The organism is Actinomadura sp. NPDC000600 (genome assembly GCF_040492135.1).
GTDB lineage: Bacteria > Actinomycetota > Actinomycetes > Streptosporangiales > Streptosporangiaceae > Spirillospora.
Genome location: NZ_JBEUPD010000010.1, coordinates 81,697 through 99,257, shown reverse-complemented (window position 1 = coordinate 99,257; position 17,561 = coordinate 81,697). Strand labels below are relative to the sequence as shown.

The 17,561-nt window shown below is 68.7% G+C and carries 10 protein-coding genes; all 10 read left to right on the top strand.

The features are described 5' to 3' along the window. On the top strand, positions 1-1,305 hold the full coding sequence (locus ABWI07_RS16890; RefSeq protein ID WP_149259617.1) for an MCE family protein: 1,305 nt from the start codon (positions 1-3) through the stop codon (positions 1,303-1,305). After that, positions 1,302-2,333 carry an MCE family protein gene (locus tag ABWI07_RS16885; RefSeq protein ID WP_149259616.1) on the top strand — a complete coding sequence of 344 codons (1,032 nt, stop codon included), beginning with the start codon at positions 1,302-1,304 and terminating at the stop codon, positions 2,331-2,333. The genes ABWI07_RS16890 and ABWI07_RS16885 overlap by 4 nt, the downstream gene beginning before the upstream one ends. Then, the gene (locus ABWI07_RS16880) at positions 2,334-3,425 is read left to right on the top strand and encodes an MCE family protein (RefSeq protein ID WP_149259615.1); all 1,092 of its coding nucleotides are present in this window, start codon (positions 2,334-2,336) and stop codon (positions 3,423-3,425) included. Between the two features lie 15 nt (positions 3,426-3,440). Continuing rightward, the gene (locus ABWI07_RS16875; protein WP_200841901.1) at positions 3,441-4,727 is read left to right on the top strand and encodes an MCE family protein; all 1,287 of its coding nucleotides are present in this window, start codon (positions 3,441-3,443) and stop codon (positions 4,725-4,727) included. Then, positions 4,724-6,136 (top strand): MCE family protein, encoded by a 1,413-nt coding sequence (locus ABWI07_RS16870; RefSeq protein ID WP_353819086.1) that lies wholly within the window; start codon positions 4,724-4,726, stop codon positions 6,134-6,136. The genes ABWI07_RS16875 and ABWI07_RS16870 overlap by 4 nt, the downstream gene beginning before the upstream one ends. Beyond that, the gene (locus ABWI07_RS16865) at positions 6,133-7,611 is read left to right on the top strand and encodes an MCE family protein (RefSeq protein WP_353819085.1); all 1,479 of its coding nucleotides are present in this window, start codon (positions 6,133-6,135) and stop codon (positions 7,609-7,611) included. The genes ABWI07_RS16870 and ABWI07_RS16865 overlap by 4 nt, the downstream gene beginning before the upstream one ends. 10 nt (positions 7,612-7,621) lie before the next feature. Further along, positions 7,622-8,110: an Rv1363c family protein gene (locus ABWI07_RS16860; protein WP_149259613.1), complete on the top strand. Its 489-nt coding sequence runs from the start codon at positions 7,622-7,624 to the stop codon at positions 8,108-8,110. Next, complete coding sequence (locus ABWI07_RS16855) at positions 8,107-9,213, top strand: Rv1363c family protein (protein ID WP_353819084.1); 1,107 nt, start codon at positions 8,107-8,109, stop codon at positions 9,211-9,213. Before ABWI07_RS16860 ends, ABWI07_RS16855 begins: the two co-directional genes overlap by 4 nt. 889 nt (positions 9,214-10,102) lie before the next feature. Then, positions 10,103-13,579 carry a DNA-directed RNA polymerase subunit beta gene (rpoB, locus tag ABWI07_RS16850; protein WP_149259612.1) on the top strand — a complete coding sequence of 1,159 codons (3,477 nt, stop codon included), beginning with the start codon at positions 10,103-10,105 and terminating at the stop codon, positions 13,577-13,579. 19 nt (positions 13,580-13,598) lie between these two features. Then, on the top strand, positions 13,599-17,471 hold the full coding sequence (locus ABWI07_RS16845; protein WP_353819083.1) for a DNA-directed RNA polymerase subunit beta': 3,873 nt from the start codon (positions 13,599-13,601) through the stop codon (positions 17,469-17,471). Positions 17,472-17,561 lie beyond the last annotated feature (90 nt).

Sequence of the window (17,561 nt, the reverse complement as noted above, 5' to 3'; positions counted from 1 at the left end):
ATGAGTCAACGACTGCGGTTCCGGGTCCTCGGACTTTCGATGATCCTGGTGATCATCCTGCTGCTGGCGCTGACCGTGGCGCTCTACAACAAGGCGTTCACGCCGACGCTCAACGTGAGCGTGCGGAGCGAGCGGGCGGGTCTCCAGCTGCTGCCGCACTCGGACGTGAAGGTCCGCGGCCTGATCGTCGGCGAGGTGCGCAGCACCGAGGCCGACGCGCGGGGCGCGACCCTGCACCTGGCGCTCGACCCGGACAAGGCGAAGCTGATCCCGCGGAACGTCCAGGCGCGGCTGCTGCCGAAGACGCTGTTCGGCGAGAAGTACGTGGACCTCGGGATCCCCGCGGACGCGGGCCCCGTCGGGCTGCGCTCGGGCCAGGTGATCCAGCAGGACCGCTCCCAGGCCGCCGTCGAGTTCGACAAGGTGCTGAACGACCTGCTCCCGCTGCTGCAGGCGGTGAAGCCGGCGGAGCTGAACGCGACGCTGAACGCCCTGGCGACGGCGCTGCAGGGCCGCGGCGACCAGATCGGCCGGAACCTGGAGGAGGCCGACGAGCTGCTGCGGAAGATCAACCCGCAGCTCGGCACGCTGGTGCACGACCTGAACGCCCTCGCCGACGTGTCCGACATCTACAACGCGGCGGCGCCCGACCTGCTGCAGACGCTCCGCAACCTCAACGTCACCAGCCGGACGATCACCGACAAGAAGGCCACGATCGAGCAGCTGATCCCGGCGACGACCGCGCTGGCCCAGGACGGCGACGTGTTCATGCGGCAGAACGCGCCGAAGATCATCGGCTTCAACATCGCGAACCGGGACGTGCTGGACCTGGTCGCCCGCTACTCGCCGTCGCTGCCGTGCGTGTTCGCCGGGCTGATGAAGATCAGGCCGGAGGCCGAGCGGGTGGCCGGCGGGAACGGGTCCAAGACCTTCAACCTGACGGTCGAGATCGTCAAGCCCCGGCCGGGCTTCAAGTACCCGCTGGACAAGCCGGAGGTCAGGGACCAGCGCAACCCGCGCTGCTACGGGCTGCCGAACCCCAAGGTCCCGTCCCCGGACTACCTCGCGCTGGACGGGACGGAAGACGACCTGTGGTGGAAGAACCCCGATGACCCGAACGGCGGCGGGAGCCGCGGCCGGGCCCTGTCGAACGTCTTCGTGGACCCGGGCGCGATGAGCGAGAAGGAAAAGATCAAGAGCGTGCTCGGACCGGTGACGCGGATTCCCTCCGACCGGCTCTCCGACGTCTCGGCGCTGATGTTCGGGCCGCTGCTCGCGGACGGATCGGTGGTGACGGTCAAGTGAGGACGACGAGTGCGGCGATCAAGCTGGCGATCTTCGTGGTCGTCACGTCGCTGGCCACCGGCGTGCTGGCGATGACGATCTCCAACATGCGGTTCCGGGAGACGACCACCTACAAGGCGATCTTCTCGGACGTGACGGGCCTGCTCGACAACGACGACGTGCGCGTCGCCGGTGTCCGGGTCGGCCAGATCGAGCACATCGAGCTGTACAAGGGCGACAAGGCCGAGGTGACGTTCAGCCTCCAGAAGGAGAGCGTCTTCAAGGCGGGGCTGCCCTCGTCCACGCAGGCGCAGATCCGGTACCGCAACCTGATGGGGCAGCGGTACCTGGCGCTGACCGACGGCGCCGGGCAGGCCAACGACTACCTCAGGCCGGGCGGGACGATCCCGATGGCGCAGACCACCCCGGCGCTGGACCTGACGACCCTGTTCAACGGGTTCCGGCCGCTGTTCCGCGCGCTGGAGCCCAAGGACGTCAACACGCTCGCGATGCAGATCATCCAGGTGCTGCAGGGCGAGGGCGGGACGATCAACAGCCTGCTCGCGCACGTGGCGTCGCTGACCAACACGCTCGCCGACCGGGACAAGGTCATCGGCGAAGTGATCGACAACCTGAACACCGTGCTCGGCACCATCGACGAGCGGCACAACGAGGTCAACCAGCTGATCACGGACCTGCGCGGGTTCGTCAGCGGGGTGTCCGGCGACCGCCAGGCGATCTTCGACTCGGTGTCGGCGATCAACGACCTGACCGGCACCACGCAGAGCCTGCTCGCCGACGCCCGCCCGGACATCCGCAACGACATCGCCGGGCTGCGCAAGCTCACCGCCACGTTCGACGCCAACGGCAAGGAGCTCGACGCGGGCCTGCAGCGGACGCCGAAGCGGCTGGAGGGGCTGGTGAACATCTCCTCCTACGGCTCCTGGTTCAACATGTACATCTGCGGCCTCGACGCGCGGGTGCGGCTGCCGGGCGGACCGGTCTACCAGACGCCGGCGATCGTGAACGAGAACGCGAGGTGCAAGTAGATGAGGATCCCGTTCCGGGAACGCAACCCGGTCCCCATCGGGCTGTCCGCGTTCGCGATCATCATCGTGCTGGTGGCGCTGGCGATGAACCTGGAGAACATCCCGCTCATCTCCGGCGGCAGCACCCACACCGCCTCGTTCCGGGAGGCGGCCGGGCTGCGGGCCGGCGAGGAGGTCCGCGTCGCGGGCGTCAAGGTCGGCAAGGTCACCGGCCTGGAGCTGGACGGCGACCACGTCAAGGTCACCTTCCGGGTCGACGACGGCGTGCGGCTCGGCGACCGCACCGAGGCCGACATCAAGATCAAGACGGTGCTCGGCGCGCACTACCTCGCGCTCACCCCCCGCGGCCGCGGCCGGCTCGGCCGCAACGTCCCGATCGAGCGGACGCACACCCCGTTCGAGGTCGTCCCCGCGATCAGCGAGCTGAGCCAGCGCGTCGGCGCCATCGACGTGCAGCAGGTCGCGAAGTCGTTCGACGTCCTGTCGGACACGTTCAAGAACTCCCCGGAGGAGGTCAGGGCGTCCCTGCAGGGGCTGCGCCGGCTGTCCAACACGGTCGCGTCCCGCGACGATGAGCTGCACGAGCTGGCCGGCAAGGCCAAGGACGTCTCCAAGCTGCTCGCCGACCGCAACCAGGACTTCGCCGAGCTCGTCCAGGACGGCGACAAGGTGCTCCAGGCGGTGCAGGCGAGGCGTGCGGTCATCCACCAGCTGCTGCTCAACACCGTGGCCCTGTCCCAGCAGGTGAACGCGCTGATCAGCGAGAACGACAAGCAGCTGCGCCCGATGCTGGACAACCTGGCCAAGGTCAACCGGATCCTGCTGAAGAACCAGAACAACCTGGACCGGATCCTCCAGCTGTTCGCGCCGTTCGCCCGGCAGTTCTCCGACGTGACGGGCACCGGGCGCTGGTTCGACTCGTGGATCCAGAACCTCATCCCGATCCCCGCCTCGATCCAGAACCCCCCGTCCGGCGGCGGGACGGCGACGAACAAGCAGGGCGCCCGGCCGGGCGGCGGTACCTCCGGCACCGGCACGCCCGGCACCGGCAAGACCGGCAACAGCGACAACCCGTTGCCCTTCCTCCCGTGAGCAGGCAGGTCACCAGTGCGTAACTCAACGAGCATCCTCCGCCTGGGCGGCGCGATCCTCGCCGTCGCGGTGCTGGCCGCCGTGCTCCTGCTGGTCTTCCAGGAGCCGAAGCAGCGGCACATGACGGCGTACTTCAGCAAGGCCGTCGGCCTGTACAAGGGCGCGGACGTCCGCATCCTCGGCATCCCCGTCGGCGAGGTCACGAGCGTCGAGCCCGTCGGCGACGCGGTGAAGGTCGAGCTGAGGTACGACGCCAAGTACAAGGTCCCCGCGAACGCGCAGGCCGTGATCGTCAACCAGACCCTCGTCGCGGACCGCTACGTCCAGATCACGCCCGTCTACAAGGGCGGGGCCGTCCTCGCGGACAACGCGACGCTGGGCACGAACCGCACCGCGGTGCCGGTCGAGGTCGACCAGGTCGGCTCCAGCCTGAACGACCTGTCGAAGGCGCTCGGCCCGCAGGGCGCGAACGCCCCCGGCGCGAACGGGCAGCAGGGCTCGCTGTCGCGGCTGCTGCAGGTCGGCGCCGCGAACCTGGACGGGCAGGGCGAGGACATCCGGCAGACGATCGCCGACACGTCCAAGGCGCTCAGCACGCTGAGCACCGACCGCGGCGACGTCGCCGAGACGATCAAGAACCTGCGGATCATCACCGAGGCGATGAAGGCGAACGACCAGCAGATCAAGTCGTTCTCCGGGCACCTGAACGGCGTGTCCGGGCAGCTCGCGGGGGAGAAGGAGGAGCTGAGCGCGGCCCTCAACACCCTGGCGCCGACGCTGAAGAACGTGCAGCAGTTCGTCAAGGGCAACCGCACCGAGCTGGCGGCCAACGTCCGGCAGCTCGCGCAGGTCACCGGCGTGCTGGTTAAGGAGAAGGGTGCGCTCGCCGAGATCCTCAGCGCCGGTCCGCTCGCCGTCAACAACCTGGCCCGCGCCTACGACCCGATCAGCGGCACGATCCACACCCGCGACAACTTCCGCCAGTTCCACGACCTGGCCGACTGGATCTGCTCGCTGGCGTACTCGGTGGGCACGCCCGCCAAGGAATGCCTCGACTTCGTCTCGCCGTACAACGGCATCGGCAAGGCGCTGACCGGGTTCAGCCTGGACCTGTCCTGGATCACCGCCCTGACGACGCACTACGACCCGGTGCCCATCCCGCCGGACGCCTACGGGCCGCAGGGCAGGCCCGGCAAGACGAGCACGACGAAGAAGACCGGCACGACCAACAAGACCGGGGCGACCGGGACCCAGACCAAGCCCACGGACATCACGGCGCTGCTGCCTGGAGGTGGCCGATGAGCAGGCGGTCGACGGGCGAGCGCTCCGTGAACAAGAGCCTCATGAACAAGCGCGCGGTGACCGAGAGCACGGCGGACAAGCGCACCGGCGGCAGGCGCTCCATGAGCCGGGCACGGCTGCTCGGCGCGGCCGCGCTCGCCGGCGTGACGGCCCTGTCGGGCTGCTCGTTCAACGGCGTGGAGTCGCTGCCGCTGCCGGGCGGGCCCGACCTCGGCTCGGACCCGCGGACCGTGAAGATCGAGTTCGCGAACGTGCTGGACCTCGTCCCGCAGTCGGCGGTCAAGGTCAACGACGTGTCGGTGGGCAAGGTCGAGAAGATCCAGCTGGCCGGCGGGCCGGGCCCGCAGGGCGCCGGCTGGCACGCGGTCGTCACGGTCAAGTTCCGCGGCGACGTCAAGCTCCCGGACAACGCGATCGCGACGATCAGCCAGACCAGCCTGCTGGGCGAGAAGTTCGTGCAGCTCGAACCGCCCAAGAACGAGGCCCCGGTCGGGGAGCTCAGCGATGACGACCTGATCCCGCTGAACCGGACGTCCCGCGGCACCGAGATCGAAGAGGTCCTCTCCGCGATGTCGCTGCTGCTGAACGGCGGCGGCCTGGAGCAGGTCTCCACGATCAGCCACGAGCTGCAGGCCGCGATGGGCGGCCGGGAGTCCACGATCAAGTCGGTGCTGCAGCGGGTCAACACCTTCGCCGGGACGCTGGACCAGAACCGCGCCGCGATCACCCGGGCGCTGGACAGCATCGACCGGCTGAGCGGCAAGCTGGCCGCCGAGCGCAAGACGATCCAGGACACCATCGACGAGACGGGGCCCGCGATCGCCGTACTCAACCGCAACCGCGCGGACCTCACCAAGATGCTGGTGGCGCTGAACAAGCTCAGCCGCACCACCACCTACGTGATCAACCAGTCCAAGGCCGACATGCTGGCCAACCTGCGCGACCTCGACGTGATCCTGCGCAACCTCAACAAGGCCGGCTCCGACCTGCCGAAGTCGCTGGAAACGCTGATCACCTTCCCGTTCCCCGCGACGTTCGAGAACGTCATCGCGGGCGACTACGGCAACGTGCGCCTGACCGTCGACCTGGACTTCGAGTCCATCGCGCGGAACCTGCTCGGCGGCACCGACCTGGAGGGGATGCTGGGCAGCGGCAAGCAGATGCGCAGCATGCTCCAGGTCCCGAACGTGACGCTGCCGGACTCCCCGCTGGGCGTCCTGCCGCAGATGCCGGGCGGCGGGAGCCAGGGCGGCGCGGGACAGGGCGGCCTGCCCGGGCTCCCAGGCGGCACCACACAGACCCCAGGGAAGACACCGGCCGGCACGAAGACCCAGGGACGGCCGGGCGCGCTCGCCCCCGACCCCGGTGACGGCGGTCTGCGGACCCTGATGACGGGGGGCCTCTCGTGATCCTCAAGCGCGGCGTCATCGTCCAGCTCATCGCCTTCGCGGTCATCACCGTCGTCGGCGTGGCGATCGTCTCGGTGAACTACATCGGCATCGGACGCGACCTGCTCGGCAAGCAGTACGTCGCCTACGTCGACCTCACCGACTCCGGCGGCGTGTTCACCAACGCCGAGGTCACCTACCGGGGCGTCCCGGTCGGGCGCGTCGGCCCCATCGAGCTGACCAAGGACGGCATCCGCGTCAAGCTGCTGCTGGAGCGGGGCAAGCGGATCCCGCGCGAGGGCACCAAGGCCGTCGTGGCGAACCGGTCGGCGGTCGGTGAGCAGTACATCGACCTGGAGCCCACCACGAAGTCCGGGCCCTACCTCGACGAGGGCGACCCGTACACCATCCCGCGCAGCCGCACCACGCTGCCGGTGTCCACCGCCGAACTGCTGCGCAACGTCGACTCCCTCGTCGGCTCGGTGAACACCAAGGACCTCGGCATCATCGTCGACGAGCTGAACAAGGCGTTCTCCGGCTCCGCGTCGGACCTGCAGTCGATCCTGGACGACACCGACCGGCTGCTGAAGACCGCCAACGAGGCCTACCCCGACACCGAGCGGCTGCTGAACAGCGGCGCGACCGTCCTGGACACGCAGCGCGGCCAGGCCGCCAACATCCAGGGCTTCGCCCGCAACCTGAACGCGCTGACCACCTCGCTGCGCAACGACGACCCGGCGCTGCGCAAGACGATCGACAACGCGCCGGGCGCGGTGGACGAGACCCACAAGGCCATCAACCAGCTCGCGCCGACGCTGCCCGTCCTCCTGGCCAACCTCACCACCACCGGCCAGGTCGTCACGTCCCGCAAGGCCGGCCTCCGGTCGCTGTTCATCCTCTACCCGGTGACGGTCGCGGGCGCGTTCACCGTCACGCCCGGGGACGGCACCCAGCACCTGGGTCTCGACCTGAACATCGACGCGCCGCCCGCCTGCACCCAGGGCTACGAGAAGGTCAAGCACCGCTGGCCGCAGGACACGTCGAAGAAGAAGCCGCGCCTGGACGCCGGCTGCAAGGCGCCCCACAACGCCCCCACGGCGGTGCGCGGCGCCCGCAACTTCCCGCGCGACGCCATCGCGCCCTACCCGCAGGTCCCCGCGGGCGCCACCACCGGCGCCGGGTTCCCCGACGGCGGCGCGTACGGCACCCGCGGCGACGACGGCAGCGGTGACGGCGACGGGGCCAAGACGGACGCCAAGGGCTCCGGGAAGACCAAGGCGAAGGCCGCGGCGGCCCCCACGGGCCAGATTTCGGACGGCAACCTGTACCTGTCGTATCCGGCCGGTTCAGTCGAATTCGCTGGATACGATCCAACGACCGGTGCGGTCTACGGGCCCGACGGCAAGAAGTACGTGATGCCGCGCAGCGCCGGAACTCGCCAGTTGGGAGAGGAATCCTCGTGGAAGTGGCTCCTGCTCGGACCGCTGAGCCAGTGAGGCGGGCACGATGAGGCGCCGTCTACCCATGGTCACCGCGATCGCCCTGGGCATCGTCGTGGTGGGCCTCGCCATCGCGTCCGGCTGGCTCGGCGTGGTCACCCTCAGGAACAAGGACGACGCCGACCAGAAGGCCAAGGCGATGCAGTCGGCGCGCCAGATGGGCGTCAACCTGATGTCGCTCGACGCCGCCACCGCGCAGCGCGACCTCGACCGCATCGTGAGCGGCACCACCGGCGACCTCAAGAACAAGCTGGGGAGCCAGTCGAACGCCTTCATGCAGCAGATCACCAAGGCCAAGGCCAAGTCGACGGTCAGTGACGTCGACGCCGCGCTGGTCTCCATCGACGGCGACTCCGCCGAGGTGATGGTGTCCCTCACCGGGACCGTCACCAACGACAAGGTGCAGAACGGTACGCCGCAGGGCTACCGCTACCAGATGGACCTGACGCGGGTCGACGGGCGCTGGCTGGTGTCCGGACTGGAGGTTGTCCCGTGACGATCAAGGCGGATCGAGCGGCCAGGGCCGAGGAGGCCGCCGAGGCGGCGCGCCTGGCGGAGGAGGCCGCCGCGAAGGCCCGGGAGGCCGCGCGCCTCGCCCAGATCGCCGCGGACGAGGCGGCCGCCGCCGAAGCGGCCGCGGCGAACGCGAAGCCGGGGGAGTCCGAGGAGCCCGAGGGGGACGCCCCCGAGGAGAGCCCGAAGGCCCTCAAATCCCCTAAGAAGCCCCGCCGTGGGCGCAAGGGGTCCGAAGGCGCGACCGACGACGCCGAAGCCGCAGAGGACGACTCAGCGGCCGACGCGGACACCGAGGCCGTCGCCGACGACGAGAAGGCCGAGTCTGACTCCGCCTCCGACGCCGCCTCCGACGTCAAGCCCGCAAGGAAGACCAAGCTTTCCAAGGCCGCCAAGACCAAGACCACAAAGGTCGAGGAAGCCGCCGAGGAGGCCGAGGTCGCCGAGGACGAGGAAGCCGCCGAGGACGGCGAGGACAGCGAGGACGGCGAGGCTGCGAAGCCCGCCAAAGCCCCCCGAACGAAGCGTCTGTACCTGAAGAAGTCCGACGAGGACGAGGACGAGGACGAGGACGACGACGAGCCCACCGGCCGGTCCCGGCTGGGCGGCCTGTCGACCGTCATCGCCGTGCTGGTCGTCCTGGCGATCGCGCTGGGCGTCGGCACCACGGTTCTGGCGCTGAAGGTCCAGAAGCAGGAGGCGACCGAGCAGGCGTCCAAGGAGGCGTCGTTCGCGGCGTCCCGCGCGGCCCAGAAGCTGTCCTCGTACGACTACCAGACCCTCGACACCGACCTGAAGGCCGCGTCCGCCACGACGACGGGCAAGCTGCACAACGACTACGACAAGCTGGCCCAGACGCTCAAGACCGTCGCCGTCCAGCAGCAGGCCGTCTCGACCACGACCGTGATGAAGGTCGGCGTCGTGAGCGCGACCCCGGACAAGGTCGTGGCGCTCGTCTACGCCAACCGCTCGTCGGCCACCAAGAACGACAAGCAGCAGCGCCTCCCCGAGCCGCTGCGCATCAGGCTGACGATGGTCAAGAAGGACGGCAAGTGGCTTGCCTCCGAACTCACGGTCCTGTCCTAGCCTGCGTTTCGAAGTCCCGGCCTTCGCTCGCCTGGCGGCTCGCTACGTGACCGTGCCTGGGCGAACGCGGAATCGCTTCGCGATCTGCCCGGTTCCGCTCGCCTCCGGCTTCGCCGCACCGGGCAGGTCACACGTTCGCGCGCGTGGCCGAGGCGACTTCGAGACAGGCCCCAGCCCGCGGCGCTGACCAAGCTCGTCGGGCCGGCCAAGCTCGTCGGGCCGGCCAGTTCGCGGGCCGGCCAATTCGCGGGCCGGCCAAGCTCGCAGGGCGGATCAGGCTCATGTCCTGGGCCTGGCCGCTGGATGCCTGGTTCTCCTGGATGCCTGGGTCTCCCGGATGCCTGGGTCTCCCGAGTACCCGGGTCTCCTGGGCGTCCGAGTCTCCTAGGCGCCGGGGGGACCCGGACGCTGGTTCTCGCGGCCGCTGGAGCCCGCTCGACCCTCGGCTCTCTCCAACGCTCCAGGTCGCTCGGGAAGGACTCTGGACGACTCGGTGTTAACCCTTCAGGGGCCGGTGTAGCCGAGGTGACGGGGAGCACGGCCCGCGGTCGCGCGACACGCCGTCGACGCCGGTTCGCGGGCTGTCAACCCGGATCCCTAAACTATGGCCTTCCTCACTGCAGGTCAGGGCCCGAAAAGTCCATGTCCGCTCTTGACTGAGAGGCGCTGAGGGGCGATGCTCCATGGCAACGTGATGCATACTGCGGCGCTAGAGTTGCGAGCGGTGTACCGGTTCGGCTACACTGCCCCTTTGCGCTGCCCTCTGACTATCCACGTGTGAGAGCACCCCTGTGAAGGCCCGATTTGGGCCTCTTTGAGCAGGTCTCGAACGTGGATCGTCTGGCGTGCGTGTCATCTGTTACGCCGCGAGCCCTCGGAAGGACCACTCTTGGCAGCCTCGCGCAACGCCTCGAATACCGCAACCGGTCCGAACCGCGTCTCCTTCGCGCGCATCAAGGAGCCGCTCGAAGTCCCGGACCTCCTTGCTCTGCAGACCAACTCGTTCGACTGGCTGCTGGGTAACGAGAGGTGGAAGGCCCGGGTCGAGGCGGCCCAGAAGGCCGGAAGTAAGAGCGTCCCGACGCAGTCGGGGCTGGAGGAGATCTTCGAAGAGATCAGTCCGATCGAGGACTTCTCCGGAACCATGTCCCTGTCGTTCCGGGACCACCGGTTCGAGCCGCCCAAGTACTCCGTGGAGGAGTGCAAGGACAAGGACATGACCTACTCCGCCCCGATGTTCGTCACGGCGGAGTTCATCAACAACACCACCGGTGAGATCAAGAGCCAGACGGTGTTCATGGGCGACTTCCCGCTCATGACCCCCAAGGGCACCTTCATCATCAACGGCACCGAGCGTGTCGTCGTCTCCCAGCTGGTGCGTTCGCCCGGGGTGTACTTCGACCGCGCGCTGGACAAGGCGTCGGACAAGGACATCTACGGCTGCCGGGTGATCCCGAGCCGGGGTGCCTGGCTGGAGTTCGAGGTCGACAAGCGCGACAACGTGGGTGTGCGCATCGACCGCAAGCGCAAGCAGCCGGTGACGGTTCTGCTGAAGGCGCTGGGGTGGGACGAGGCGCGGATCCGGGAGCGGTTCGGCTCGTATGAGTCGATCAATGTGACGCTGGAGAAGGACCACACCTCCGGTCAGGATGACGCGCTGCTGGACATCTACCGCAAGCTGCGGCCGGGTGAGCCGCCGACGCGGGAGTCGGCGCAGACGCTGCTGGAGAACCTGTACTTCAATCCCAAGCGGTACGACGTCGCGAAGGTCGGCCGTTACAAGATCAACAAGAAGCTCGGTCTGGACCTGGACATGAACCAGGGGACGCTGACCGAGGACGACATCGTCGCCACGATCGAGTACCTGGTGCGGCTGCACGCGGGCGAGGAGGAGGCGACCCTCGGGAGCGTGGCGGTGCCGATCGAGGTCGATGACATCGACCACTTCGGCAACCGGCGGCTGCGCACGGTGGGTGAGCTGATCCAGAACCAGGTGCGTCTGGGTCTGGCCCGCATGGAGCGGGTGGTGCGTGAGCGGATGACCACGCAGGACGTGGAGGCGATCACGCCGCAGACGCTGATCAACATCCGGCCGGTGGTGGCCTCCATCAAGGAGTTCTTCGGCACCAGCCAGCTGTCGCAGTTCATGGACCAGACCAACCCCCTGGCCGGCCTCACCCACAAGCGGCGGCTCTCCGCCCTGGGTCCCGGTGGTCTGTCCCGTGAGCGGGCGGGCATGGAGGTCCGTGACGTCCACCCGTCGCACTACGGCCGCATGTGCCCGATCGAGACGCCCGAAGGCCCGAACATCGGCCTCATTGGCTCGCTCGCCGCGTTCGGCCGCGTCAACCCGTTCGGGTTCGTCGAGACCCCGTACCGGCGCGTCACCGACGGCGTCGTCGGCGAGGAGATCGACTACCTCACGGCCGACGAGGAGGACCGCTACGTCATCGCGCAGGCCAACTCCCTGCTGAACGACGACGGCACCTTCGTCGAGAGCCGCGTCCTCGTCCGCCGCAAGGGCGGCGAGGTCGAGCTGGTCCCCGCCCGCGAGGTCCAGTACATGGACGTCTCGGCGCGGCAGATGACCTCGGTCGCCACCGCGATGATTCCGTTCCTGGAGCACGACGACGCCAACCGTGCGCTGATGGGTTCGAACATGCAGCGTCAGTCGGTGCCGCTGCTGCGCAGTGAGGCGCCGCTGGTCGGAACCGGTATGGAGTACCGTGCCGCGACCGACGCCGGTGATGTGATCACGGCGGAGAAGGCGGGTGTGGTCGAGGAGGTCTCGGCCGACTACGTGACCGTGATGAACGACGACGGGACCCGGACGACGTACCGGGTGTCGAAGTTCAAGCGGTCCAACCAGGGCACCTGCTTCAACCAGAAGCCGATCGTGGACGAGGGCCAGCGGGTGGAGCTGGGCCAGGTGATCGCCGACGGGCCGTGCACCGACGACGGTGAGATGGCGCTGGGCAAGAACCTGCTCGTGGCGTTCATGCCCTGGGAGGGGCACAACTACGAGGACGCCATCATCCTGTCGCAGCGGCTGGTGCAGGACGACGTCCTGTCCTCGATCCACATCGAGGAGCACGAGGTCGACGCCCGCGACACCAAGCTGGGCCCCGAGGAGATCACCCGCGACATCCCCAACGTCTCCGAGGAGGTCCTGGCCGACCTCGACGAGCGCGGGATCATCCGCATCGGCGCCGACGTCGTCCCCGGCGACATCCTGGTCGGCAAGGTCACCCCGAAGGGGGAGACCGAGCTGACGCCGGAGGAGCGGCTGCTGCGGGCGATCTTCGGTGAGAAGGCGCGCGAGGTGCGCGACACCTCGCTGAAGGTGCCGCACGGCGAGCAGGGCAAGGTCATCGGGGTGCGGGTGTTCTCCCGCGACGACGGCGACGAGCTGCCCCCGGGCGTCAACGAGCTGGTCCGGGTGTACGTGGCGCAGAAGCGCAAGATCACCGACGGGGACAAGCTCGCGGGCCGGCACGGCAACAAGGGCGTCATCTCCAAGGTGCTGCCGGTGGAGGACATGCCGTTCCTGGAGGACGGCACCCCCGTCGACATCGTCCTGAACCCCCTGGGCGTCCCCGGCCGCATGAACGTCGGACAGGTCCTGGAGACCCACCTCGGCTGGGTCGCCTCCCGCGGCTGGAAGGTCGAGGGCGACGACGCCGAGTGGAAGCAGGCCCTCCGGGCCATCGGCGCCGACGAGGCCCCGGCCTGGACGAACACCGCGACGCCGGTGTTCGACGGCGCCCGCGAGGACGACGTCACCGGTCTGATCGAGAGCACGCTCCCGAACCGCGACGGCCAGCGCATGGTCGGCCCGGGCGGCAAGGCGCGGCTGTTCGACGGCCGCACCGGCGAGCCCTACAAGGACCCGATCTCGGTCGGCTACATCTACATCCTCAAGCTGCTCCACCTGGTCGACGACAAGATCCACGCCCGCTCGACCGGCCCGTACTCCATGATCACCCAGCAGCCGCTCGGCGGTAAGGCCCAGTTCGGCGGCCAGCGCTTCGGTGAGATGGAGGTCTGGGCACTGGAGGCCTACGGCGCCGCCTACGCCCTCCAGGAGCTGCTGACCATCAAGTCCGACGACGTCCTCGGCCGCGTGAAGGTCTACGAGGCCATCGTCAAGGGCGAGAACATCCCCGAGCCCGGCATTCCCGAGTCCTTCAAGGTGCTCATCAAGGAGATGCAGTCGCTGTGCCTCAACGTCGAGGTGCTCTCCAGCGACGGCATGTCCATCGAGATGCGCGACACCGACGAGGACGTCTTCCGCGCCGCGGAGGAGCTCGGCATCGACCTCTCCCGCCGTCCGAACGAGGGCGCGATGAGCGTCGACGAGGTCTGAGAACTCAAGGGGAAAACAGTTGCTTGACGTCAACTTCTTCGACGAGCTTCGCATCGGTCTGGCGACCGCCGACGACATCCGCCAGTGGTCGCACGGCGAGGTGAAGAAGCCGGAGACGATCAACTACCGGACCCTGAAGCCGGAGAAGGACGGGCTCTTCTGCGAGAAGATCTTCGGTCCTACCCGCGACTGGGAGTGCTACTGCGGCAAGTACAAGCGCGTCCGGTTCAAGGGCATCATCTGTGAGCGCTGCGGCGTCGAGGTGACCCGCGCCAAGGTGCGCCGTGAGCGGATGGGCCACATCGAGCTGGCCGCGCCCGTCACGCACATCTGGTACTTCAAGGGCGTCCCGTCCCGGCTCGGCTACCTGCTGGACCTGGCCCCGAAGGATCTCGAGAAGATCATTTACTTCGCGGCCTACATGATCACCAGCGTGGACGCCGAGCGGCGCGACCGCGACCTGCCGACGCTGGAGGCCCACATCTCCGTGGAGCGCCAGCAGATCGAGCAGGCCCGCGACGCGCAGGTCGAGGCCCGCCAGCAGAAGCTGGAGGGCGACCTGGCGGAGCTGGAGGAGGCCGGCGCGAAGGCCGACCAGAAGCGCAAGGTGCGCGACGGCGCCGAGCGGGAGATGAAGCAGCTGCGCGACCGCGCGCAGCGCGAACTCGACCGCCTCGACGAGGTCTGGAGCCGCTTCAAGAACCTCAAGGTCCAGGACCTCGAGGGCGACGAGCTGCTCTACCGCGAGATGCGCGACCGCTTCGGCAAGTACTTCGAGGGCGGCATGGGCGCCGCGGCCATCCAGGCGCGGCTGCAGAACTTCGACCTCGACGCCGAGGCCGAGAAGCTGCGCGACATCATCCGCACCGGCAAGGGCCAGAAGAAGGCCCGCGCCCTCAAGCGGCTGAAGGTCGTCTCGGCGTTCCTCAACACCCGCAACAGCCCGCTCGGCATGGTGCTGGACTGCATCCCGGTCATCCCGCCGGACCTGCGTCCCATGGTCCAGCTGGACGGCGGCCGGTTCGCCACGTCCGACCTGAACGACCTGTACCGCCGGGTGATCAACCGCAACAACCGGCTCAAGCGCCTGCTCGACCTCGGCGCGCCCGAGATCATCGTCAACAACGAGAAGCGGATGCTGCAGGAGGCCGTCGACGCGCTGTTCGACAACGGCCGCCGCGGCCGCCCGGTCACCGGGCCCGGCAACCGTCCGCTGAAGTCGCTGTCCGACATGCTCAAGGGCAAGCAGGGCCGGTTCCGGCAGAACCTGCTGGGCAAGCGCGTCGACTACTCCGGCCGTTCGGTCATCGTCGTCGGCCCGCAGCTCAAGCTGCACCAGTGCGGCCTGCCCAAGCAGATGGCGCTGGAGCTGTTCAAGCCGTTCGTCATGAAGCGGCTGGTCGACCTCAACCACGCGCAGAACATCAAGTCCGCCAAGCGGATGGTCGAGCGGGCCCGCCCGGTCGTATGGGACGTGCTGGAAGAGGTCATCACCGAGCACCCGGTGCTGCTGAACCGGGCGCCGACCCTGCACCGGCTCGGCATCCAGGCGTTCGAGCCGCAGCTGGTCGAGGGCAAGGCCATCCAGATCCACCCGCTGGTCTGCACCGCGTTCAACGCGGACTTCGACGGCGACCAGATGGCGGTGCACCTGCCGCTGTCCGCCGAGGCGCAGGCCGAGGCGCGGATCCTGATGCTGTCCACCAACAACATCCTGAAGCCGTCGGACGGCAAGCCCGTCACCATGCCCACCCAGGACATGGTCATCGGCCTGTACTGGCTGACGACGCAGAAGGACGGCGCCACGGGCGAGGGCCGCGCGTTCGGCTCGATCGGCGAGGCGATCATGGCCTACGACCGGCACGAACTGGACCTGCAGGCCAAGATCCAGATCCGGCTCAAGGACGTCCCGCCGCCGCGCGGCTGGAAGGCGCCCGAGGGCTACGAGCCCGGCCAGCCCTACCGGCTGGAGACGACGCTCGGCCGCGCCATGTTCAACGAGACGCTGCCGGACGACTTCCCGTTCGTGGACGACGAGATCGGCAAGAAGCAGCTCTCGGCGATCGTCAACGAGCTGGCGGAGACCTACCCGAAGGTGGCCGTCGCCAACGCGCTCGACGCGCTCAAGAGCACCGGGTTCCACTGGGCGACCAGGTCCGGTGTCACGATCGCGATCGACGACGTCATCACGCCGCCCAACAAGGCGGAGATCCTGGGCGGTTACGAGCAGCGCGCCGAGAAGGTGCAGCGGGAGTTCAACCGCGGCCTGATCACCGACGACGAGCGCAAGCAGGAGCTCATCGAGATCTGGAACAAGGCCACCGCGGACGTCGCGGTGGACATGGAGAAGGCGTTCCAGAAGGACAACCCGATCTGGATGATGATCCAGTCGGGTGCCCGAGGCAACCCGCTCCAGCTCCGCCAGATCGCCGGTATGCGCGGCCTGGTCTCCAACCCCAAGGGCGAGACCATTCCGCGTCCGATCAAGTCGTCCTTCCGCGAGGGCCTGTCGGTCGTCGAGTACTTCATCTCGACGCACGGCGCCCGCAAGGGTCTGGCCGACACCGCGCTGCGCACCGCCGACTCGGGTTACCTGACCCGGCGCCTGGTGGACGTCGCGCAGGACGTCATCGTCCGCGAGGAGGACTGCGGCACCGACCGCACGATCCCCTTCGAGGTCGCCGACCGCCTGCAGGACGGCACCCTGGTCAAGCTCGCCACCTCGGAGACGAGCCTGGTCGGCCGCACCATCGCCGAGGAGGTCGTGGTCGACGGGACGGTCATCTTCCCGGCCGACACCGACCTGTCCGACGCGGTCGTGACGCGCCTGGTCGAGGCCGGGGTCGAGAAGGTCCGCACCCGCAGCGCCCTGGTCTGCGAGGCCAAGATCGGTGTCTGCGCCGCCTGCTACGGCCGCTCGCTGGCCACCGGCAAGCGGGTGGACGTCGGCGAGGCCGTCGGCATCATCGCCGCGCAGTCCATCGGTGAGCCCGGCACGCAGCTGACGATGCGCACCTTCCACACCGGTGGTGTGGCGGGCGGCGACATCACGCACGGTCTGCCGCGTGTCCAGGAGCTGTTCGAGGCCCGCATCCCCAAGGGTGTGGCCCCGATCAGCGAGGTCGCCGGCCGCGTCAAGATCGACGAGACGGAGAAGGCCCGCAAGGTCGTCATCGTCCCGGACGACGGCTCCGACGAGATCGCCTACCCGGTGCCGATGCGGTCCCGCCTCCTGGTCAAGGAGGGCGAGCCCGTGGGTGTCGGCCAGCAGCTCATCGCGGGTGCGATCAACCCGCACGAGGTGCTGCGCATCCTCGGCCCCCGCGCGGTGCAACTGCACCTCGTCCAGGAGGTCCAGGAGGTCTACCGGTCGCAGGGCGTGTCGATCCACGACAAGCACATCGAGATCATCGTGCGCCAGATGCTGAAGCGGGTGAACATCCTGGAGTCGGGCGACACCGACCTGCTCCCGGGTGACCTCGTCGAGCGTCCGATCTTCGAGGAGACGAACCGGAACGTCGTGGCCGAGGGCGGCACGCCCGCCGCCGGCCGCCCCGTCCTGATGGGCATCACCAAGGCCTCGCTCGCGACCGAGTCGTGGCTGTCGGCGGCGTCCTTCCAGGAGACGACCCGGGTGCTCACCGAGGCCGCGATGCACGCCAAGAGCGACCCGCTGCTCGGCCTCAAGGAGAACGTCATCATCGGTAAGCTCATCCCGGCCGGTACCGGCATGCCGCAGTACCGCAACGTCCGGGTCGAGCCGACCGAGGAGGCGAAGGCGGCGGTGTACTCCGTCGGCTCCTACGACGACGGCGCCGAGTACGCCTTCGGCCAGGGCTCCGGCGAAGCCGTCCCGCTGGAGGAGTACGACTTCGGCCAGTACAACCGCTGACGTCCGTCCCGGGACGCCGTGCACACGGCGTCCCGCGGGCGCATGACCGAATGCGACATGCGAGAGGCCCCTTCCTGCCGGGAGGGGCCT